Source organism: Caballeronia cordobensis, from assembly GCF_001544575.2.
GTDB lineage: Bacteria > Pseudomonadota > Gammaproteobacteria > Burkholderiales > Burkholderiaceae > Caballeronia > Caballeronia cordobensis.
On sequence record NZ_FCNY02000036.1, the window covers coordinates 1 to 21,378 of the forward strand.

General features: G+C 64.4%; 21 protein-coding genes. 2 read left to right on the forward strand and 19 right to left on the reverse strand.

Annotation, left to right across the window (positions count from 1 at the left end):
• Positions 1 to 127: 127 nt before the first annotated feature.
• The 11 genes from AWB70_RS36260 to AWB70_RS36310 all read right to left on the reverse strand — a co-directional run bounded on the left by AWB70_RS36260 (position 128) and on the right by AWB70_RS36310 (position 10,721).
• Complete coding sequence (locus AWB70_RS36260) at positions 128 to 1,888, reverse strand: FAD-dependent oxidoreductase (protein WP_374730275.1); 1,761 nt, start codon at positions 1,886 to 1,888, stop codon at positions 128 to 130.
• Positions 1,889 to 1,920: 32 nt separating this feature from the next.
• Positions 1,921 to 3,021, reverse strand: coding sequence for a DedA family protein/thiosulfate sulfurtransferase GlpE (locus tag AWB70_RS36265; protein WP_374730276.1), 1,101 nt, complete (start codon positions 3,019 to 3,021; stop codon positions 1,921 to 1,923).
• Between the two features lie 262 nt (positions 3,022 to 3,283).
• Positions 3,284 to 4,249: a D-erythronate dehydrogenase gene (denD, locus tag AWB70_RS36270; RefSeq protein ID WP_053569644.1), complete on the reverse strand. Its 966-nt coding sequence runs from the start codon at positions 4,247 to 4,249 to the stop codon at positions 3,284 to 3,286.
• Between the two features lie 19 nt (positions 4,250 to 4,268).
• Complete coding sequence (gene otnI / locus AWB70_RS36275) at positions 4,269 to 5,057, reverse strand: 2-oxo-tetronate isomerase (protein WP_053569645.1); 789 nt, start codon at positions 5,055 to 5,057, stop codon at positions 4,269 to 4,271.
• A gap of 311 nt (positions 5,058 to 5,368) precedes the next feature.
• On the reverse strand, positions 5,369 to 6,010 hold the full coding sequence (gene otnC / locus AWB70_RS36280) for a 3-oxo-tetronate 4-phosphate decarboxylase (protein ID WP_053569646.1): 642 nt from the start codon (positions 6,008 to 6,010) through the stop codon (positions 5,369 to 5,371).
• Positions 6,010 to 7,296 carry a 3-oxo-tetronate kinase gene (gene otnK / locus AWB70_RS36285; protein ID WP_053569647.1) on the reverse strand — a complete coding sequence of 429 codons (1,287 nt, stop codon included), beginning with the start codon at positions 7,294 to 7,296 and terminating at the stop codon, positions 6,010 to 6,012. The genes otnC and otnK overlap by 1 nt, the downstream gene beginning before the upstream one ends.
• Positions 7,293 to 8,189, reverse strand: a complete 897-nt coding sequence (ltnD, locus tag AWB70_RS36290) for an L-threonate dehydrogenase (protein ID WP_053569648.1) — start codon at positions 8,187 to 8,189, stop codon at positions 7,293 to 7,295. The genes otnK and ltnD overlap by 4 nt, the downstream gene beginning before the upstream one ends.
• Positions 8,190 to 8,200: 11 nt before the next feature.
• Positions 8,201 to 8,905 carry a FadR/GntR family transcriptional regulator gene (locus AWB70_RS36295; RefSeq protein WP_014251450.1) on the reverse strand — a complete coding sequence of 235 codons (705 nt, stop codon included), beginning with the start codon at positions 8,903 to 8,905 and terminating at the stop codon, positions 8,201 to 8,203.
• An 86-nt stretch (positions 8,906 to 8,991) separates the two neighbouring features.
• Positions 8,992 to 9,330 carry a thioredoxin family protein gene (locus AWB70_RS36300; protein ID WP_045455228.1) on the reverse strand — a complete coding sequence of 113 codons (339 nt, stop codon included), beginning with the start codon at positions 9,328 to 9,330 and terminating at the stop codon, positions 8,992 to 8,994.
• Positions 9,331 to 9,407: 77 nt separating this feature from the next.
• Positions 9,408 to 10,334, reverse strand: coding sequence for a 2-dehydropantoate 2-reductase (gene panE / locus AWB70_RS36305; RefSeq protein WP_053569649.1), 927 nt, complete (start codon positions 10,332 to 10,334; stop codon positions 9,408 to 9,410).
• Positions 10,335 to 10,379: 45 nt separating this feature from the next.
• Positions 10,380 to 10,721, reverse strand: a complete 342-nt coding sequence (locus AWB70_RS36310) for a hypothetical protein (RefSeq protein ID WP_041732301.1) — start codon at positions 10,719 to 10,721, stop codon at positions 10,380 to 10,382.
• Positions 10,722 to 10,995: 274 nt separating this feature from the next.
• Between AWB70_RS36310 and gnd the strand changes: the two genes are divergently transcribed.
• Positions 10,996 to 12,402: an NADP-dependent phosphogluconate dehydrogenase gene (gnd, locus tag AWB70_RS36315; protein WP_053569650.1), complete on the forward strand. Its 1,407-nt coding sequence runs from the start codon at positions 10,996 to 10,998 to the stop codon at positions 12,400 to 12,402.
• A gap of 70 nt (positions 12,403 to 12,472) precedes the next feature.
• Here the strand turns inward: gnd and AWB70_RS36320 are convergent, their stop codons facing one another.
• Genes AWB70_RS36320 through AWB70_RS36345 form a run of 6 tightly spaced genes read right to left on the reverse strand, consistent with a single transcriptional unit; the run spans position 12,473 to position 19,209 of the window.
• Entirely contained in the window at positions 12,473 to 13,594 is a 1,122-nt protein-coding gene (locus AWB70_RS36320; protein WP_014251455.1) for a Gfo/Idh/MocA family protein, read from the reverse strand.
• The gene (locus AWB70_RS36325; protein ID WP_053569651.1) at positions 13,591 to 14,655 is read right to left on the reverse strand and encodes a sugar phosphate isomerase/epimerase family protein; all 1,065 of its coding nucleotides are present in this window, start codon (positions 14,653 to 14,655) and stop codon (positions 13,591 to 13,593) included. Before AWB70_RS36325 ends, AWB70_RS36320 begins: the two co-directional genes overlap by 4 nt.
• A 47-nt stretch (positions 14,656 to 14,702) precedes the next feature.
• Positions 14,703 to 15,668 carry a substrate-binding domain-containing protein gene (locus AWB70_RS36330; RefSeq protein WP_014251457.1) on the reverse strand — a complete coding sequence of 322 codons (966 nt, stop codon included), beginning with the start codon at positions 15,666 to 15,668 and terminating at the stop codon, positions 14,703 to 14,705.
• Between the two features lie 34 nt (positions 15,669 to 15,702).
• A complete protein-coding gene (locus AWB70_RS36335) occupies positions 15,703 to 16,719 on the reverse strand; it encodes an ABC transporter permease (protein WP_014251458.1) in 1,017 nt (338 codons plus the stop codon).
• On the reverse strand, positions 16,700 to 18,187 hold the full coding sequence (locus AWB70_RS36340; protein ID WP_053569652.1) for a sugar ABC transporter ATP-binding protein: 1,488 nt from the start codon (positions 18,185 to 18,187) through the stop codon (positions 16,700 to 16,702). The genes AWB70_RS36335 and AWB70_RS36340 overlap by 20 nt, the downstream gene beginning before the upstream one ends.
• A 2-nt stretch (positions 18,188 to 18,189) precedes the next feature.
• Positions 18,190 to 19,209 carry a LacI family DNA-binding transcriptional regulator gene (locus AWB70_RS36345; protein ID WP_053569653.1) on the reverse strand — a complete coding sequence of 340 codons (1,020 nt, stop codon included), beginning with the start codon at positions 19,207 to 19,209 and terminating at the stop codon, positions 18,190 to 18,192.
• 192 nt (positions 19,210 to 19,401) lie between these two features.
• On the opposite strand from AWB70_RS36345, the gene AWB70_RS36350 reads away from it, so the two are divergent.
• The gene (locus tag AWB70_RS36350; protein ID WP_053569654.1) at positions 19,402 to 19,812 is read left to right on the forward strand and encodes a YciI family protein; all 411 of its coding nucleotides are present in this window, start codon (positions 19,402 to 19,404) and stop codon (positions 19,810 to 19,812) included.
• A gap of 76 nt (positions 19,813 to 19,888) precedes the next feature.
• Here AWB70_RS36350 and AWB70_RS36355 read toward each other — a convergent pair whose 3' ends face one another.
• A complete protein-coding gene (locus tag AWB70_RS36355) occupies positions 19,889 to 20,596 on the reverse strand; it encodes an SDR family oxidoreductase (protein ID WP_045455245.1) in 708 nt (235 codons plus the stop codon).
• Between the two features lie 80 nt (positions 20,597 to 20,676).
• Complete coding sequence (locus AWB70_RS36360) at positions 20,677 to 21,105, reverse strand: MarR family winged helix-turn-helix transcriptional regulator (protein WP_053569655.1); 429 nt, start codon at positions 21,103 to 21,105, stop codon at positions 20,677 to 20,679.
• Positions 21,106 to 21,378: the final 273 nt, after the last annotated feature.

Genomic DNA, 21,378 nt, shown 5'->3' on the forward strand with positions numbered 1-21,378 from the left:
CTGCTTTCTTTGGTGACTTTCTTTGCAGCAGCAAAGAAAGTTACCCCCGCCCCGGGGAGGGGCAGTGCTAATAGACCGACAACAAATCAAGTTCCACCCAAAACAAAAACCAAAAACCAAAAACCCTTCACCCCGCCGGCAGCGCCAAAACCTCCCTCTCCGCCAACAACCCATGAATCTGCGAAACCACCGCCGCGCCTTCCCCGACCGCCGCCGCGACGCGCTTAGTCGACCCCGACCTCACATCGCCGATAGCAAACACCCCCGGCACACTCGTTTCGAGCGCAAGCACGCCTTCCGTGCGTCCCTCATGCGCTTCAGGACCCGTCAACACAAACCCCTTCCCATCAACATTCACATTGCAATTACGCAGCCAGTCCGTATTAGGATCCGCACCGGTAAAGAGAAACAGATGCCGCGATTCGATCGTAAGCGGCCCCTCGGGCGTCTTGCAATTGACAGCAGTCAGTGCACGGCCATCGCCATCGAGCGAGGTAATCTGCGTATGCGTGCGCACCGTCACGTTCGGCAACGAGCCGATGCGCTCCACCAGATAATGCGACATGCTCGCCGAAAGCCCCGCGCCGCGAATCAGCACGTGCACATGCTTCGCATGCGAGGCGAGATACACGACCGCCTGCCCCGCCGAATTGCCGCCGCCGACAAGCACGACTTCCGAGTTCTTGCATAGCTTCGCCTCGACCGGCGACGCCCAGTAATACGTCCCGTGCCCCTCGTAACGGTCGAGACCCGCGATATCCGGCCGCCGGTACGCCGCGCCCGACGCGATCACGACCGTCTGCGTCGTCACGCGCGTGCCGTTTTCAAGCTCGATCTGAATCGGGTTGCAGTCGCAATGCAGCGCCTTGATCTTCGTCGGAATCGCGATATGCGCGCCGAACTTCTGGGCCTGCACGAACGCGCGCCCGGCGAGCGCCTGGCCGGAAATACCGGTCGGAAAGCCGAGATAGTTTTCGATGCGCGAGCTCGCGCCCGCCTGCCCGCCCGGCGCGCGGCAATCGAACACCGCCACCGACAAGCCTTCGGACGCCGCATACACCGCCGTCGCAAGACCGGCCGGCCCGGCGCCGACGATCGCGACATCGTAGATGTGCGCCGGATCGAACTCGGGCAGCCAGCCAAGCTGCGTCGCCACCTGATTCTCGTTGGGCGCGCGCAGCACGGTGCCGTCCGGGCAAATGACCAGCGGAAAATCGGAGGTCGAGGCCGAAATGCGTTCGAGCAGCGAAATGGCGTCCGGATCGGTGCAGGCGTCGATCACCGTGTGCGGATAACCGTTGCGCCGCAAAAAGCCCTGCAGCGACACGAGACGGCCATCGTCCGACTGGCCGAGCAGCACCGGCCCGCTGCCTTTTTCGATCAGACCGACGCGCCGCAGGATCAGCGCGCGCATGATGCGCTCGCCCAGTTCCGCTTCCGCGACGAGCAGCGCGCGCAGGCGCTCCGGCGGAATCACGATGCCCTCGACATCCTCGGCGGCCAGGCCATCGACGAGACAGGGCTTGCCCGAAAGCTGCGCCACCTCGGCCAGAAAGTGCCCCGGCCCGTGCTCGACGACGAGATGCTCCTGCCCGAGCGCATTGCGCCGCGTCACGCGCACGAGCCCGGCGAGCACGATCACCATGCCGCGCCCGGTTTCGCCCATGCGGAACATCCACTCGCCGCGACGCCACCGCGACACGGTGCCGAAACGGCTCATGCGCTCGATTTCGTTGTCCGTCAGGCGCGGGAACATCTGGTGCGCGCGCGTTTCGAGCGGCGAAAACGGCGCGCTGTCGTCGGCCGCGACGGGTGCGGCGGAGGGCGTCGGCACGACATTCGGATTCTCGATCGGCTCGCGCGCACTCCAGGGGACGACATTGGGCATGCTCTGTCCGTACTCGCCATTCGGGGTGGTGCTCATGCGCGATCTCCGTGTGGAAAACCAGCTTCATGCAAAGATGCCGGGGCGGCCGCCGATGCCCCCGCCGACGACGCCTTCACCGGCCACGGGCACATCGCCGCCATTTCCGCGACTTCCTCGGGCGTGGTGGCGACGAGGTCGCCGAACTCGGTCAGCGTGGCGACCTCGAAACCGGCGAACCGCCAGGCATCGAGCCCGCCGGTGAGCGGCACGACGTCGCGAAAGCCCGCGGTGCGCATCGTCTTCGCCATCCACGCCGCCGACACCTCGTTCGGGCACGAGCAATAAATCACGACCTTGCGCGACTTGTCGTAGTTTTCGATGATCTTCGCGAGATCGCGCTCGTCGGCAAAGAGCGAACCGGGAATCGTGAACGGATCGAGCATGCGTTTTTCCGGCGAGCGGATGTCGAAGATGACGGGCAGCGGTTCGTCGTTCATCAGCGCATAAAGCTCGTCCACGCTGATGCGCGCCTTCTCCAGCGTCGCCATGAGCGCGCGCCGCCGCCACCAGCGATACACGACATAGACCGCGAGCAGCGCGCCGACGACCATCACCGCCTGACGGCCAAGCTGCGAGATCATCGCGAAAACCATTTCCAGCTGCGCCGCGAAGATCACGCCGACGGTCAGCCCGACCGCGCCCCATAGCGCAATGCCCGCGCCGTCGTGTGCGATGAAACTGCGCAGGCGCACGCCCATCGCGCCCGCGAGCGGCACGGAGACGAGCGACAGACCGGGGATGAATTTCGCGACCAGCAGCACGCGCACGCCCCAGCGGCCGAAGAAGCGCTCGGTTTTCTTCACGCAGGTATCGCGCGAGAGCGAAAGCTTGCAGATGGTTTTGAGCGTCTTGTCGCCGTACCGGCGCCCGCCCTGAAACCAGACGAGATCGCCGAGCACGCCGCCCGCCACCGCGACGCACAGCACGCCGACGAGCGGCGGCCAGAACGCGCCGCCATCCACCGCCATCAGCGCAATGGACGCGCCGACGATGATCATCGTCGGCATCGCGGGCACGGGCAGCCCGAGCGCCGAGCCCATCACGTTGATGAAAACGATCGCCGGGCCGAATCGATCGACTAGCTGATGCAACAACATGGGAATCTCCCGTGCGGGAAAAGGTGTGTTCGCGAAGACGACGGGACGCGCGCCGCCGCAGGGGCGCGGCGCAGCGAAGGCGCAAGAAGCACGAAAGCGAGCGAGATACGAGCTGGCAACCGCTCGTGGTTCAACGCGGTGCACGCGGCGCCGGGCCGACGTTCGTCACATTTAAGGGGTAAGTGTAGCCCGGAAATGCAAATGCAAGCATGACCGGCGCGAGAGACGCGGGCATCGCGCGCGCGATGCCCGGATTGATTTAGCCGCGTTGGTCGGCCATATAGGCGCGGATCACGTCGGCGAAAGTCTTGTCGCCCGTGAGGCCCAGTTGTTCGGCGCGCGCGGTGTTCCACGCGCCCGGCCAACTGCCGACGATCTTCTTGATGCGCTCGTCGCGCTGCCAGTCGATACGCGCGACCGTCTCCTCGCCAGCCACCTCGCGCAGCGCCGCGATCATCTCGTTCACGCTCACCGACAGGCCCGGCAGATTGACGATCGGCCGGTTGCCGAGCTTCTCGCGATCGATCTCGCAGCCCGCGATCAGCGCCTCGACCGCGCTTTTCGGCGAGAGCAGCCACACGCGCGTTTCGCCATCGACGGGACACGTCGAGCGTTCGCCGTTGAGCGGCTCGCGGATGATGCCGCTCGCGAACGACGACGCCGCCGCGTTCGGCTTGCCCGGCCGCACGCTGATGGTCGGCAGGCGCAGCACGCGGCCATCGACGAAACCGCGCCGCGCGTAATCCGAGAGCAGCAGTTCGGCGATCGCCTTCTGCGTACCGTACGACGATTGCGGATTGAGCGCGGTGTCGTCCTGCACGACAGCGGGCAGCGTGCCGCCGTACACCGCGACCGAGCTCGTGAATACGACGCGCGGCTTGTGGCCCGCCGCGCGGCACACTTCGAGCAGCGCGCGCGACGCGTCGAGATTGATCTTCATGCCGAGATCGAAATCCGCTTCGGCCTGGCCCGACACGATCGCGGCGAGATGAAAGACGGCTTCGGTCTGCGTGTCGATATGGCGTTGCAGCACGGCCGGATCGGAAATATCGCCAGTTTCGGCACGCACGCGCTTATCGTTCAGTAGGCGCTCGTCCTGCGGGCGCGCCACGTCGAGCAGCACCAGTTCCGTGACCGGCTTGCCGTTCAGTTCGTTACGCTCCAGGAGGCGCTTCGCGAGACGCTGACCGATGAAACCCGCGCCGCCGGTGATGAGAATCTTCATGTGCGCTTCCTTTCCTTTTTCACAGATAGGGTTTGAGCCAGCCGAGCCCTTCGGAGGTGCCCGCCTTCGGTTTGTATTCGCAGCCGATATAGCCTTCGTAGCCGAGGGAATCGATCAGATCGAACAGATACGGATAGTTGAGCTCGCCGATGCTCGGTTCGTGCCGCTCCGGCACGCCCGCGATCTGGATATGGCCGATGCCCGCGTTCGGGCGTTTCATGTCGCGTTTCAGCTTGATCGCAATGTCGCCTTCGACGATCTGGCAGTGGTAGATGTCGAATTGAACCTGCAGGTTCGGCGCGTTGATTTCGTCGCAGATTTGCTGCGCCTCGTCCTGGCGGTTCAGGAAGAAGCCGGGGATGTCGCGGGTGTTGATCGGCTCGATCACGATGCCGATGTTCGCCTTTTGCGCTTCCTTTGCCGCGTAGTCGAGATTCTTCAGATACGTTTCCCGATGTTTGTCGCGAGGCTGGTCCTGGGCAATCAGGCCGGCCATCACGTGCAGCTTTTTGTTGCCCAGCACGGCGGCGTATTCCAGGCCTTTTTCGACGCTTTTTCTGAACTCGTCTTCACGGCCGGGCAATGAGGCGATGCCGCGCTCGCCCTTCGCCCAATCGCCCGGCGGGGCGTTGAAGAGCGCTTGCGTCAGGTTGTTGTCTTTCAGGCGTTGCGCGATTTCGTTTGCTTCGAAGTCGTAGGGGAACAGGAATTCGACCGCCTTGAAGCCGTCTTTCGATGCCGCGGCGAAACGGTCCAGGAACGCATGTTCCGTGTACATCATCGTCAGGTTTGCTGCGAATTTTGGCATTTTGCTTGGGCTCCTGTGGAATCCTGTTTTCGCGTCGGTCTATTTGCTCTGCCCCTGTGCGGGGCGGCACTCACTTTCTTTGCCGCTGCAAAGAAAGTAAGCAAAGAAAGCAGCTCGTCACGGCCCGCGGTCACACGCAGTTTGACCATGCTTGCCAGCCCGCCGTGACACTCGCCTAAGTGTCGCCCTCAAAGGCCCAATCGGGCTTGGATCGCGCACGGTCTGTCTCGCTTGTCCGGCTTAACTCGCTGGTGCAGCCCTTGCACGCTCCGGCACTGCGCTGCGCGCTGCCGTTGGGCATTCTTCGGTTGCTACCAGCGCGCGCCGAACGTCTTTCGTAAGTCCTCTATCGCCGCTTCCGGTAGCGGGTCGGGGCGCGGCATCGTCGAGAGATAGAGCTGCGCCGTTTCCTCCAGCTCCTCCAGCGCGTAACTCGCCTGCGATACCGTCTTTTCCCATACCACCGGCCCCAGGCGCTCCAGCAGCACCGCGCGCACCTTCGACGCCAACGCCGCCACTTCCTCCGCCACCGCCTCGTCGCCCGGCCGGCGATACGCGATCAACGGCACATGGCCCACTTTCATCACGTAGTACGGGGTGATCGGCGGCAAAACGTCTTCCGTCTTCCAGACGCCCGCCAGCGTCAGCGCGACCAGGTGCGTCGAATGGGTGTGCACGACGCCATTTGCATCCGCATTGTTTTCGTAGATGCGGCGATGCAGCGCCAGCGTCTTCGACGGCCTGCCGCCCGACACATGATTGCCCTGCCGGTCCACCTTCGCGATGTCGTTCGGGTCGAGCCGGCCCAGGCACGCGTCCGTCGGCGTGATCAGCCAGCCGTCGTCCAGCCGTGCGCTGATGTTGCCCGCGCTGCCGACCGTGTAGCGGCGCTCGTACAGACTCCTGCCCGTGACGCAAATCTCTTCGCGGATGCGGTTCTCGTTCGATGCCATCACAGTGCCTTCAACGCCTTCTCGAAGAAATCGGTCGCGCCGAAATTGCCGGATTTCAGCGCCAGGCCAAGCCGGTCTTTCGCGCTTTCGCCAATGGCCTGCGTCGCCGGCACGCCCGGATCGATCTGCGGCCCGATCCGCAGGCTGCGCACATCCAGCGCCTGAACGACCGCGCCCGACGTCTCGCCGCCCGCGACGACGAACTTCGTGCAGCCCTCGTCGCGCAATCTGCGCGCAATCGACGCCAGCGCGTCTTCGACCAGATGCCCCGCCTTCTCGACGCCCAGTTCCTTTTGCACCGCCTTCACTTCGTCCGGCGATGACGTCGCGTAAATCAGCACGGTCTCGTTCTTCGCGAAGTGGTCGCGCGCAAAGGCGACGGCCTCATCGACCACCGGCTCGCCGCGCGACAAGGCCATCGGGTCGATGCGCAAGCTCGGCTTCGATGCGCGCCAGTGCGCCACCTGCGCGTTCGTCGCCTTCGATGCGCTGCCCGCCAGCACCACCGACTTGCCTTCGAGCTTCGGCAGATCCGCGGCGTGTTCCGCGTGCGCGAGCAGATTCGCCGTGCGGAAGTTCTTCGGCAGTCCCAGCGCGATGCCCGAGCCGCCCGTGATCAGCTTCAAGTCGCGGCAAGCTTCGCCGAGCACATACAGGTCTGCATCCGAAACGGCGTCCGCAATGGCCAGACGCACGCCATCCTTCTTCAATTCGCCGATGCGCGCGCGGATCGCTTCCGCACCCTTCGCGATCGTGTCGTAGCGGATCAGGCCGACCTTCGATTTCGTCTGCCGCTGCAAGACGCGCACGAGGTTCGGATCGGTCATCGGCGTGAGCGGATGATGCTCCATGCCCGATTCGTTCAGCAGCACGTCGCCGACGAACAGATTGCCGCGAAAGATCGTGCGGCCGTTCTCGGGAAACGCGGGGCACGCGATCGTGAAGTCGTCGCCGAGTTCGTCGAGCAATGCGTCCGCCACCGGCCCGATGTTGCCCTGGTCGGTCGAATCGAAGGTCGAGCAATACTTGAAGATGAACTGGCGGCAGCCTTGCGCGCGCAGCCATCGAAGCGCGTCGAGCGACTGGCGCACGGCGTCGTCGGCGGGAATGGTGCGCGACTTCAGCGCGACGACGAGCGCGTCCGCTTCGATCTGCGTGCCCGCTGCCGGAACGCCGATGGTCTGCACGGTGCGCATGCCGCCGCGCACGAGCATGTTGGCGAGATCGGTCGCGCCGGTGAAATCGTCGGCGATACAGCCGAGCAGTGCCTGCGCCGCGTGCGTCATGCCTTCGCTCCCTTCGGGACTTCGATGCCCGGAAAAATCTTGATGACCGCGGAATCGTCCTCGCCGCCGTGGCCGGCGGTGGAAGCCATCATGAACATCTGATGCGCCGCCGCCGACAGCGGCAGCGGAAATTTCGACGTGCGCGCCGTATCGAGCACGAGGCCCAGATCCTTCACGAAAATATCGACGGCGGACAGCGGCGTGTAATCGCCGGACAGAATGTGCGGCACGCGGTTCTCGAACATCCACGAATTGCCCGCGCTATGCGTGATGACCTCGTAGAGCGCGTCGGGATCGACGCCTTCGCGCAGGCCCAGCGCCATTGCCTCGGCGGCCGCCGCGATATGCACGCCCGCGAGCAGTTGATTGATGATCTTGACCTTCGAGCCCGCGCCATGCGCGTCGCCCAGCCGATACACCTTGCCCGCGACCGCGTCCAGCACGTCCTCGCACGCGGCGTAGGCGTCGGCGGGACCGGATGTCATCATCGTCATTTCGCCGGAATTGGCCTTTGCCGCGCCGCCGGACAAGGGCGCGTCGAGCATCAGCACGCCCTTTTCGGCGATGCGCGCGCCCAGGTCGGCGGCGAACTGCGGCGACACCGTCGCGCACGCGAGCACGACGCTGCCGCGCTTCATCCCTTCGACGGCGCCGTTCTCGCCGAACAGCACCGCTTCTGTCTGCGCGGCATTGACGACGACCGTCAGCACGACATCGCACTTGCCGCCCAATTCGGCGGGCGTCGCGCACGCGATGCCGCCTTCCGCCGCGAACGCGTCGAGCACGGGCTGGCGCACGTCGCACGCATGCACGGCGAAACCCGCGCGCAGCAACGAACGCGCGACACCCATGCCCATCGCACCCAAGCCGATCACGCCGACGTTTCTAGTCATAACCCAAGTCCTTAGCAGATGCCCGCTTCCGTCAGACGGCGCGCGGCGTTGATGAGATGCGTCTGCGCGGCGGTGCGCGCGGCGGCGGGGTCGCGCGCACGGATCGCCTCGACGATCGCCGCGTGTTCGTCGCGCACCTGGCGCATGAAATCCTCGCGCAGCGCCTCGTTGCCGCGCGTGACGAGGGTGCCGGCTTCGAGATACTGGTTCAGAAAGGTGAGGGTTTTCAGGAAGTATGGATTGCCCGTCGCGTTGGCGATTTCGCGATGAAACGCCACGTCTTCCGCGACGCCGTCCTTGCCCGCACGCACCGCTTCGTCGATGCGGCCGAGCGCGGTTTCGATAGCGGCCAGATGGTCGTCGGTGCGGCGCAGCGCGGCTTCGGACGCGACTTCGGCCTCGATCGCGCGGCGCAGCGCGAGAATCTGCACGACGGCGCCCGGCTCGGCCGCCTGCGCATAATCGATGCGCAACGGCCGAATGCCCGCCCGCTCGACGATGAACACGCCGCTGCCCTGCCGCGGCTCGACCATGCCTTCGTTCTTCAGGCGCGAAATGGCTTCGCGAATGACCGTGCGGCTCACGCCGTATTCCTGCGCGAGCACGGCTTCGGTCGGCAGCTTGCCGGTCGCGGCGAAACTGCCCTTCTCGATCAGCTTCTGTAATTGCTGCGCGACGGTGTCGCTCAAGGCGCGCGGCGGAATCTTCTCGAACATGTGACTCGGCGAGGCTGTATGGTCATCGGGTCATCATACAAATTTTCGCGATAGATTTCGACCAAGGGATTTCCCTTGGTCCCGCGTTACTGCGCGAGCGGTTCGTCGATGAGCGCGAGCGCGTCGCGGATTTCCGAGGCGTCGCCGGGACGCACGAGGCGCGCGACTTCCTTGCCGCCGAGCATGAAGACGAGCGTCGGCCAGAGCTTCACGCGAAACGATCGGCCGAGCGGGCGGCCGGGGCCATCCTCGATCTTCATGTGCTTCACCGCGCCATGATCCTGAAACGCCTGCGCGATCAGCGGCTGCGCGGCGCGGCAGAAGCCGCACCAGTCGGTGCCGAACTCGACGACGGTCGGGCCGCTCAGCGCATCGACTTCCGCGCGCGCGGGCGCGGTCTTCGCGTATTCGATATTCATGCTCATGGCGTTCTTCCCAGCTCCTTTCGTTGCGGTGAAATCAGCAGAAACCTTGCCCGGCGGCATGGGCGGGCCGCATTGCGTCAGGCGCGTGCCCGCCGCGCCTCATACGCCTTCAAATGCGCGTACGCCACTTCCAGCATCGATGCGCCTTCCGGTTTCGTCCGGCGGCGCGCAATCAGATCGCCGACGATGTGATCCGCCTCGATCGCCGCGCCGTTTTCCAGATCGCGCAGCATCGATGCGGTCATCGTCGAGCTTCGATCCGTGAAGAAAGCACGCGCGCGTTCGAGTGCCGCTTCCGCGGGCGGATGATCGTTGTCCGCGGCGATGCCCTGACATTCCGTGAAGAGCCGCCGCAGCACGTCCTCGCCGCCGGGCGCGGCGAGAATGTCGCCGATCGGCGCGCGCATCAGGCAAGTGCCGGTGGCGAGCGTCGCGAGGAACACCCATTTGTCCCACATCGACTGCAGCACGTTTTCGCTGACGGTCAGATCGAAGCCCGCGCCGTCGAGCTGGCCAGCGACGGCGTCGATGCGAGGCGTGCGGCCGCCCGCGCGCTCGCCGAACACGAGCGAATGCAGGCTGCTCATCTGCACGATCTCGCCCTCCGGGTTGAGCGTCGCGGCAATCGAGCACTGGCCGCCGAGCACGTTCGCCGGGTTGAAACGCGCGTCGAGTGCATCGAGATGCGCCATGCCGTTCAGAAGCGGCAGAATCAGCGTGTCTTCGCCGACGGCCGGCGCGAAGGAGTCGATCGCGCCTTGCAGGTCGTAGGCCTTGCAGCTCAGCAGCACGAGATCGTAAGGACGCTCGATGTCTTTCGCGAGCACCATCGGCGGACAGGCGAATTCGAGATCGCCGTCGGGCGTCTTCACTTTCAGCCCGCATTGGCGCAGCCGTTCCGCGCGGCGTTCGCGCACGAGGAAGGTCACGTCACGGCCCGCATCGAGCAGCCGCGCGCCGAAATAACCGCCGATGGCCCCCGCCCCCACTACCAGAATCCGCATGTCTCGCTCCTTGTATCCCTTGTCGCTTGTGTCAGATGCACGGCTTCACGCCTGCCATACGCCATAGCCCGTTTCCCGCAAGCCGATGGCCAGTTCCACTTCCATGTCCCTCGCGCCGTCGTAGGGCATCGGGTTGTACATCTCATACAGATGCGGCAAGAGCCGCAGCCCGAATTCACGCACGAAGCGATTCGATTGAATGCCCGCCTTGTGTTTGTCGAAACGCACGTCCGGATCGATGCCCGTCATGCCGACGTACACGAACGGCATGCCGACCGCGTAGTCCGGATTCGCCCGGCGAAAACGTGCTTCGTTCCAGACCGCGCCGGACAATTCGACCACATAGACGGAGTAGTGATGACTGCGCGCGCGCCGGGAATGCGGCATGTCTTGGCTGGCCTTCGCGGCGTGCTCGATGCGGGCGTTCATTCTAAGGCGGCATCGCGCAAAGCGCTCATCCGGACGGCGCGCGGTCTGCCGATTGCGGCTCAAAGTGGTAAATTCGGGCGGTCTGCGCTCGCGCGAAATTCGCCTCGGCGCCCGGATCACCGACCTGATCCGGAGACGGCTGCACGCGCGGGCGCCGCTCCCATCGACACGTTTTCATCCCGAAGCCGCGCGCCACGAGCCGCGTTCGCTTCGGTCATTCGGAGATCAAGCAATGAGCAAACAAGCTATCGGCGTGGTGGGCCTCGCCGTCATGGGCCGCAATCTGGCCTTGAACATCGAGAGCCGCGGTCACGCCGTTTCGGTCTACAACCGCAGCCGGGCCAAAACCGACGAACTGATTGCCGAACATGCCGACAAGAAGCTCGTGCCCACCTACACGCTCGAAGAGTTCGTGGACTCGCTGGAAAAGCCGCGCCGCATTCTGATGATGGTGAAGGCCGGCGCGGGCACCGACGAGACCATCGCGCAACTGCGCCCGCTGCTGGAAAAGGGCGACATTCTCATCGACGGCGGCAACACGCATTTCACCGACACCATCCGCCGCAATCAGGATCTCGCGAAGTCGGGGCTGCATTTCATCGGCACGGGCGTCTCGGGCGGCGAGGAAGGCGCGCTGAAGGGCCCGTCGATCATGCCGGGCGGACAGAAGGAAGCGTACGAACTCGTCGCGCCGATCCTCACCGAGATCGCCGCGAAAGCGCCGGACGGCGAACCGTGCGTCGCGTACATGGGTCCGGACGGCGCGGGTCACTTCGTGAAGATGGTGCACAACGGCATCGAGTACGGCGACATGCAGTTGATCGCCGAAAGCTATGACGTGCTCAAGCGCGTCGCGGGCTTGTCGAACGAAGAACTCGGCAAGGTGTATGTCGAGTGGAATCAGGGCGAGCTCGATAGCTATCTGATCGAGATCACGTCGAAAATCTTTTCGAAGAAGGATGAAGAGACGGGCAAGGATCTCGTCGATGTCATTCTCGATCGCGCCGCGCAAAAGGGCACGGGCAAGTGGACGAGCCAGAACGCCCTGGATCTCGGCGCGCCGCTGCCGCTGATTACCGAAGCCGTGTTCGCGCGCGTGCTGTCGTCGCTGAAGACGCAGCGCGTGGCGGCGAGCAAAGTATTGAGCGGACCGGCGCCGAAGTTCGACGGCGACCGCGCGGCCTTCGTCGAATCGGTGCGGCGCGCGTTGTATCTGTCGAAGATCGTGTCGTATGCGCAGGGCTTCGCGCAGTTGCGCGCGGCGTCGGAAGAATACAAGTGGGATCTGCATTACGGCGAGATCGCGAAGATCTTCCGGGCGGGCTGTATTATCCGCGCGCGCTTCCTGCAGAAAATCACGGACGCGTATGCGAAGGATGCGCAACTCGCGAATCTGCTGCTCGATCCGTATTTCAGCGATATCGCGGCGAAGTATCAGGACGCATTGCGCGACGTTGTGGTTGCGGCGGTGAAGGCGGGCATTCCGGTGCCGGCGTTCTCGTCGGCGATCGCGTATTTCGATGCGTACCGGTCGGAACGCCTGCCTGCGAATCTCGTGCAGGCGCAGCGGGATTTCTTCGGCGCGCATACGTTCGAGCGGACGGATAAGGAAGGGAGTTTTCACGCGAACTGGGGGTGATCACCTCTGAGTCGATGAAAAAGGGGCGGCTTCGGGCCGCCCCTTTGTTTACCGGTCGTGAACTTCTCTCTTACGCGACCGCCACCCACTCCCCATTCCCCCCACTACTCCTCAACACCGCCTCCACGAACCTCAACCCCGCAACCCCATCCTCGACTGTCGTGAGCCAGTCGTCCCCTTGCGTCGTGCCACTCGCGATGCACGCCGCCGCATCCGTATAAACCTGCGCGAACGCTTCCAGATACCCTTCCGGATGCCCCGCCGGCACGCGCGTCGCGTGCAGCGCTTCCGGACTCTGCACGCGCCCGCGCGTGATGCGCTCCGACGCGCCGCCAATCGGCGTGAACCACAATTCGTTCGGCTTCTGCTGATCGAACGCGATGCCCGCCTTCGTGCCATACACACGCAAGCGCAGCGCATTCTCCTCGCCCGCCGCGACCTGGCTCGCCCACAGCATGCCGCGCGCGCCGCCGGCGTAACGGAACATCGCCTGAACGTGATCGTCCACGCGCCGGTTCGGCACGAACGTCGTCACGTCCGCCGATAACTCCGCCGGCCGCATGCCCGTCACGTATTCCGCAAGCTGATAGGCATGCGTGCCGATATCGCCGAGACAACCCGCTGGCCCCGCAAGAGCAGGGTCCGTGCGCCAGACGGCCTGACGATTCGATTGCGTCTCGACCGGCAAGGAAAGCCAGTCCTGCGCATACTCGACCTGCACGACGCGTATCTCGCCGAGCAAGCCGCGCCGCACCATTCCGCGCGCATGCCGCACGAGCGGATAGCCCGTATAGGTGTACGTCACCGCGAACACGCGATCCTTCTCGCGCGCGAGTTTCGCGAGCGCCTCGCCTTCGGCCAGCGATACCGCGAGCGGCTTGTCGCAGATCACATGGATGCCGGCTTCGAGAAACGCCGTCGCGATCGGCGCGTGCAGATGATTCGGCGTGACGATCGCGACGGCCTCGATGCCATCGGAGCGCCCCGCTTCGATGCGCGCCATCTCGCGATAATCGTCGTAGCTGCGCGCAAGTCCGATAGCCGCCGCGCTCGACGCCGCCCGCCGCGCATCCGACGACAAAGCGCCCGCCACGAGCTCGTAACGATCGTCGAGCCGCGCCGCGATCCGATGCACCGCACCGATGAACGCGCCCTCGCCACCGCCGACCATCCCCAGTCGCACGCGATTCATCGCCCGTCTCCGCCGATACCCAGTACGCCGCGCATGTGCTCGCGGCTCGCGCCGCTGCCGGCGAAGTCATCGAAGGCGCGCTCGGCCACGCGGATGATGTGGTCGCGTATGAACGTCGCGCCCTCGCGCGCGCCGTCTTCCGGATGTTTCAACGCGCATTCCCATTCGAGCACGGCCCAGCCGGGAAAATCGTATTGCGCCATCTTCGAGAAGATCGCCTTGAAGTCGATCTGGCCATCGCCCAGAGAACGGAAACGCCCCGCGCGATCGGCCCAGCCCGAATAGCCGCCGTACACGCCTTGCCGGCCGTTCGGCCGGAACTCCGCGTCCTTCACATGAAACGCCTTGATGCGCGCGTGATAGATATCGATGAACGCGAGGTAATCGAGTTGCTGCAACACGAAATGGCTCGGATCGAACAGGATGTTCGCGCGCGGATGATCGTCCACCGCCGCGAGAAAGCGCTCGAAGGTCACGCCGTCATGCAGGTCTTCGCCGGGGTGCAGTTCGTAACACACGTCGATGCCCGCGCGATCGAACTCATCGAGAATCGGCCGCCAGCGCTGCGCAAGTTCGTCGAATGCGGCTTCGACGAGACCCGCCGGCCGCTGCGGCCACGGATAGATATACGGCCACGCGAGCGCGCCCGAAAACGTCACGTGCGCGCTCAAACCCAGGCGTTTCGACGCCGCCGCCGCGAGCTTCAGTTGCGATATGGCCCATTCGGTGCGCGCCGCGGGATTGCCGCGCACGTGCGGCGCGGCGAAGCCATCGAAGAGCGTGTCGTAGGCCGGATGCACGGCGATCAACTGACCTTGCAGATGCGTCGATAGCTCGGTGATCGCGACACCCGCATCGTCGGCGGTGCGGCGTATGTCATCGCAATACGCATCGCTCGATGCGGCCTTCTCCAGATCGATCAGACGCGGATCGGCGGGAACCTGTATGCCTTTATAGCCGAGCGAGGCCGCCCACTTCGACAGGTTCGCGAGCGTATCGAACGGCGGCTGATCGCCCATGAATTGCGCGAGGAATATCGCGGGGCCCTTGATGGTCTTCATCTTTAGCCTCTGTAATGGCGCCGGTCAGCGCGTGACCGGCCATGCGCTTAGAACGGCGAGTTCGGGAAATAGAACTGCTTGGCGTTGTCCTTCGTGATGAGCACCGACGGGATGATCGTCGTTGCGGGCAGCTTCTCGCCCTTGAGCCGCGCCTCGGCGGTCAGCTTGATCGCGTCGTAGATGAACTTCGGCGAATACGACACATCGGCCTTCACGCGCGCATCGCCGTCGATGATACGCTTGACCGCTTCCTTCGATCCCGCGCCGCCGAACACGATCTTGATGTCGGTGCGCTTCGCCTGATCGATTGCCTTGAGCACGCCGACCATCATGTCGTCGTCGGCGGCCCAGACGGCGTCGATATGCTTGAAGCGCGTCAGATAATCCTGCATCACCTTGAAGGCGTCGTCGCGATTCCAGTTCGCGTACTTTGCATCGAGAATCTTGATGTCGGGATACTGCTTCAACACGCCTTCGAAGGCGGTCCAGCGTTCGTTGTCGAGCGTCGTCGGAATGCCGCGCAGCGCGACGATATCGCCCTTGCCGTTCAACTGCTTCGCGAGATACTCGGCGGGAATCTTGCCGAACGCGGTGTTGTCGCCGGCAACGTAGGCATCCTGCGCGCTGGTGTCGGTGAGGCCGCGATCGACCACCGTCACATACACGCCTTTCTTGTGAACCTGTGCGACCGGTTGCGTGAGCGAGGCCGATTCCTGCGGGAAAATCACGAGCGCATTGATCTTGTTGACGGTCACGAGATCCTGCAGCTGATTCGCCTGCTCCGGCGCGGTGCCCGCCGTTTTCACAATCACTTTCAGATCGGGATTCGCCTTCTCCAGCTCTTTCTTCGCCTCGTTCGCCCACCACACGATGCCGCCCGTGAAACCGTGATCCGCGGTCGGAATGGCGACGCCGAGCACGACCTTGTCGGCGGCGGACGCGGACGACGATGCAACGGCGAACGCACTCGCCGCGAGCGTGAGCGCGCCGAGCGCGCGAAGCATTTTCTTCATGACGTTGTCTCCATTGTCTTCGTTGAATTCCAGTCTATCGACGACCGCGCTGCAAGAATGCTACGAGGATGATCACGGCGCCCTGCACCGCCGCGTTCAGATACACGCTGATGATGCTCGTGAGATTCAGAATGTTGTTGATGACCGAAAGCAGAATCGCGCCGATGACCGTGCCGATCACGCGCCCTTCGCCGCCCTTGAGCGCCGTCCCGCCCACCACCACGGACGCGATCGCTTCGAGCTCCCACAAGAGGCCGGTCGTCGGCGTGGCAGAGCCCAGGCGCGGCACGTACAGAATGGTCGCCACCGCGACGCACATGCCGAGCAATACATACGTGACGATCTTCACGCGATCCACGCGAATCGCGGCATAGCGCGCGACCTGCTCGTTCGATCCGATCGCCTGCACGTGCCGCCCATACACCGTGCGATTCAACACGAGCGCACCGCCCGCCGCGACGATCGCGAACACCCAGATCGGCACCGGTATGTGGAGCAGGCTCGCGTAATACACCGGGCCGTACAGATCGACGAGCGAATTGTCGAGCGTGAGCGCGCCGCCATCGGCGAGCCATGTGAGAAGCGCGCGAAAGATGCCGAGCGTGCCCAGCGTGACGATGAACGGCTCGATGCGCCCTTTCGTCACGAGCACGCCATGCGCGAAGCCGAACAGCGCGCCGAGCACGAGCGCGAGCACGATGCCCAGCGCGATGATCAGAAGCGGCGGCACCGCATGGCCGTGAAAGCCCTGCAAGAGCGCGTTCATCGTGTAGATCATGCTGCCCGCGATCAACGCAGCCATCGAGCCGACCGACAAGTCGATGCCGCCGGAGATGATCACGAACGTCATGCCCACCGCGATGATGCCGATGAACGACGTGCGCGTGAGCACGTTCATCGCGTTGTCGACGGTGGCGAAGTCGCTGTTGAGCAAGGTGCCGCCGATGCACAGCGCAATCAGCCCGATCAGCGGTCCGACGCCGAACAGAAAGCGCGCGACAGTGGAGAGGCGGCTCTCGCTTTCGGTGTCTTCAGTGTGTGCCGGTCGCATGCGCGATCAACCTCTCTTCGGTCAAATGATCCATGCCGAGCGTCGTGACGAGCTCGCCCGCCCGCATCACCGCGACGCGATGACACAAGCCGATGAGTTCGATCAGCTCGGAAGAAATCACGATCACCGCGCGGCCTTCCGCGGCCAGGCGATGAATCAGAAAATAGATATCGCGTTTCGCGCCGACATCGACGCCGCGCGTGGGTTCGTCGAGCACGATCACGCGCGGGTCGGGATGCAGGAACTTCGCGAGCGCGAGCTTCTGCTGATTGCCGCCCGAGAGCATGCGCGCGCGGATCGACACATTGCCCGTGCGAATGCCGAAGTCCTTCACGGCCTGCTTGAGCGCATCGCGTTCCGCGCGCGTATCGACGAGCGGACGGGCGTAGCGTTCGAGCGTCATCATCGTGAGGTTGTCTTTGAGCGCCATGTCCACGTGCAGGCCGCGTCCCTTGCGGTCTTCGCTCAGGTACGTGAGGCCGTGGCGCATCGCATCGCGCGGGCTGTTCAGTCTGAGCGTTTTCGTATCGATGACGACGCGCCCCGCGCTCAATGCACGCAACCCGACGAGCGCCTCGAACAACTCCGTGCGCCCCGCGCCGACGAGCCCCGCGAAGCCGAACACTTCGCCCGCGTGCACCGAAAAACTCACGTCGTGCGCCCAGCCCGGCACCGACGCGCCCTCGACCTTGAACGCAACCGGCGCGTCGTCCGTCAAGGAAGGCTTGGGCGGAAACATGTCGGAGACTTCGCGGCCGACCATCAGATTCGCCATCTGCTGACGCGTGAGCTCGTCCGTCGGCGCGCGCGCGACGAAGCGGCCGTCGCGCATCACGATGACTTCGTCGGTCACGCGCTCCACTTCGTCGAGCTTGTGCGAGATATAGACGATGGTCGTGCCCGCCTCTTTCAGGCGCGCCATCAGCGCGAAAAGACGCTGCGTCTCGGATGGCGTGAGCGTCGCGGTCGGCTCGTCCATGATGAGCAGGCGGGACTTGCGCAGCATCGCCTTCGCGATCTCGACCAGTTGCTTCTCCGCGACGATCAGATCGCGCACGCGCGTGTCCGGATTCTTGTGCAGGCCGACGTCGTTCAACGCCGCGCGGGCGTCGTCGCGCATCGCGGTTTCATCGAGAAAGAAGCCTTTTTTCAGCTCGTGCCCGAGAAACATGTTCTGCGTGATGCTCAGGTGATCCGCGAGATTCAGTTCCTGGTGAATCAGCACGATGCCCGCATGCTCCGCGTCGCGCGAGCTCGTGAAGTCCGCTTCCCGATCGTCGATAAAGAACGCGCCCGCATTGGCGCGCTCGTAGCCCGCGAGGATCTTCATCAACGTCGATTTGCCCGCGCCGTTTTCGCCGAGCAGTCCGACGATGCGCCCCGGCGCGAGATCGAAGGTCACGCCGTGCAGCACGCGCACCGGCCCGAACTGTTTTTCGATTCCCTCGAAGCGCACGGCGAGGCTCATCGTCACGCGCTCCTTCTCTGAATCAGGCGATGCGGCAGCAACACGCCCGGCACGTCCGCGCGCGGATCGCGCAGGCGCTTGAGCAGCAACTCGGCCGCCGTTTCGCCGAGCAGTTGCATCGGCTGCGAGACGGTCGTGAGCGGCGGGTCGACATGCGCGGCCACGGCGATATCGTCGAAGCCGACGACGGCGACATCGTCGGGTACGGCATAGCCCGCGCCGCGAAAACCGTTCATCACACCGATGGCGAGCGTATCGGACACGGCGAACGCGGCGGTCGGCCGCTGATCCCCGAGTGCGGCGAGTTGCGCGGCGGCGCGTTCGCCCGCGTCGTAGTCGAGGCTGTCGAGTTCGATCAGCCACGCGGGATGCGGCTCGATGCCCGCGTCGTTAAGCGCGTCGCGATAGCCCGCGAGCCGCTGGCGTCCGTACAGATAACCCTGCCCCGAGTTGATGAGCGCGATGCGCCGATGCCCCTTGCCAATGAGATAGCGCACGACGTCGCCCGCCGCGAGATGATTGTCGATGCCGACATACGGCACGCCCGCCGATGGATCGAACTCGCAGCATGCGACCCACGGCAGTGTCGAGGCTTCTTCGGCGAGCGCTTTTTGCACGGCGGCGGGGTCGAGACAGATAGCGCCATCGGCGCGGCGTCCGCGCAGCAGATCGAAGTAGCTCCGCTCGCGCAGCGGGTCGGCGCCGGTATCGCACAACAGCATGAAATAGCCGTTCTGGCGCGCGACGCTGTCGATGCCGCGCACGATCGCCGCATAGAACGGATTGCCGAAATCGGGGACCATCGTGAGGAGCAGGCGGCTTTCCGCCGTGCGCAGATTGCGCGCGAGCTCGTTGATGCGATAGCCACTCGCCGCGACCGCCTGAAGCACTTTTTCGCGGGTTGCCTCGCGAACGTTCGTATGCCCGTTGAGCACGCGCGACACCGTGGCGACGGACACGCCCGCGCGTTCGGCGACGTCGGCAATCGATACTTCCTCGCGGGGACGAACCGGGTCTGACATCGGTGAAGTCGCTTGCGGCGATCGAGATGTAATGGATTACATTATTTGATCGGACGAGCGGGAAGGCAACAGTATTCGACTAGGGAAAAACGCCTAAGCATGTGCATGTCGATCTCGTGTCATGTTGCTCGTCGTGGTTGTGAGCGTGCCGATGACGCTCGAAAAATACACGAACTTCAAAGAGCAATCCACATGCGATTCATGATGCTGATGATTCCGCGCGGCTACGAAAGCGCCGAACCGGGCACAATGCCGTCCGCGGACGCCGTCGCCGCGATGATGAAATACAACGAGGAACTGCAAAAGGCGGGCGTGCTGCTTGCGCTCGACGGTCTGCATCCGCCGTCGATGGGGGCGCGCGTCACGTTTGCGGGCGGCAAGCCGCGCGTCACCGACGGGCCGTTCGCCGAGGCGAAGGAAGTGCTCGGCGGTTACTGGATGCTGCAGGTGAAGTCGCGCGAAGAGGCGATCGAGTGGGCGAAGCGTTGCCCGGCCTCGGACAACGAGATGATCGAAGTGCGCCAGGTGATGGAGATGGACGACTTCCCGCCGGACGTGCAGCAGGCCGCGGCGGGGTTCGAGGAGATGCAGAAGAAAGGGTGACGCGTCCGTCGCAGGATACCGAACGATATGCAAATCGATGTGGCGCCTACGCGCCACCCATCACCCGCCCCGCCGCTCAGCGCGGAATACCCGTCAGATAAATCGGCGTCTCGGTCGACAGCGATGCTTTCACCGCGCGCCCGGTTTCATCGACGGTCACTTCTTCCTGATTCCGCTCCACCGCCGCGAGCACTTCGTTCACGACATGCTCCGGCGACGACTTCGGCGCGGTGACTTGCTTCACCATGTCCGTATCGATGTAGCCCGGATGCGCCGACACCACCAGCGTGCCCTGCTCGCGCAGTTCCTCGCGCAGCGCATTGGTGGCCGCCCACGCCGCCGCCTTCGAGATGTGATACGCGCCGCCGGCAGGCAGCGACGCCCAGCTCAGCACCGACAGAATATTGATGACCGCGCCGCCGCCGTTCTTCTTCAAGACGGGCGCAAATGCCTGCGTCAGCGCGATCGGGCCGAACGTGTTGATTTCGAGCAGATCGCGAATGCCCTGGGTCGATGCCGGATCCACAAGCAGCCCGCGCGTCGTCACGCCCGCGTTGTTGACGATCACGTTAACGTCGCCATACGTGGCCGCGGCTTCTGCGATATCCGCGGCGTTGGTCACATCGAGGCGGATGGCTTCGACGCCGGGAATATCGACGCTCTTCGGGTCGCGCGCAGCCGCATAAACCTTCGCCGCGCCCGCTTTCAGCAGCGATTGCGCAAACTGCTTGCCGAGACCGCGATTCGCGCCGGTGACGAGTACCACTTTTCCTTTGATCTGCATGACCTGCTCCGGTTGACTGTGCATATACACTATAATGGCCAAACAAAGGGCCCACGCGATGCGGGCCCGCTGTGATCCGCTCACTCCATCGCCGTCAGTTCGAAGAGGGATTTGCGCAATGCCTTCGCGCGTTTCTCGCCGAACTTCGCGTCGAATTCCGCCTGCGCCGCGCGCCATTGCGCCGACGCCTTCGCGAGCGTGTCCTTGCCCGCCGCCGTGAGACGCAGCCCGACGGCACGCGAAGCGGCCGATTCCTGCGCCGCTTCGACAAGGCCGTCGCGCTGCAAAGGCTTGAGCGCCCGCACGAGCGTCGTGCGGTCCATCACCATGGCGTCGGACAATTCGGCCATCTGCACGCCGGGCTTGCGCCCGATCGCCGCGATGATCGTGAACTGCGCCGCCGTGATGCCGACCGCCGTCAGATGCCGCTCGTACATTTGCGACACGTAACGCGCAGCCTGACGGATCGCGAAACAGTTGCAGTCGAGAGGAGATGAGTTGGAGTTCATGCCCTGAAGGATATTTGTGCATATGCACTTTGTCAATCGGGGAAATTTCAATCGGGCCGATAGGCGCGCGGCGGGCATTGTCGGGAATCGTCGCGGGCGCGCGGGCGGCCAAACGCGCGAAGCCGCGCCCCGCTTGCGATAGCGGCGCGCCCGGGCTATGCCGAAATCCGCATCGCGCGCGCGACTTAACACCAAGACGCGCCGAAATTGGCTCCCTACATTGCGCATGTCCGCTGCCCGTGCCGGGCTTGAGCGCGAAGCGGCTGTTCTCGC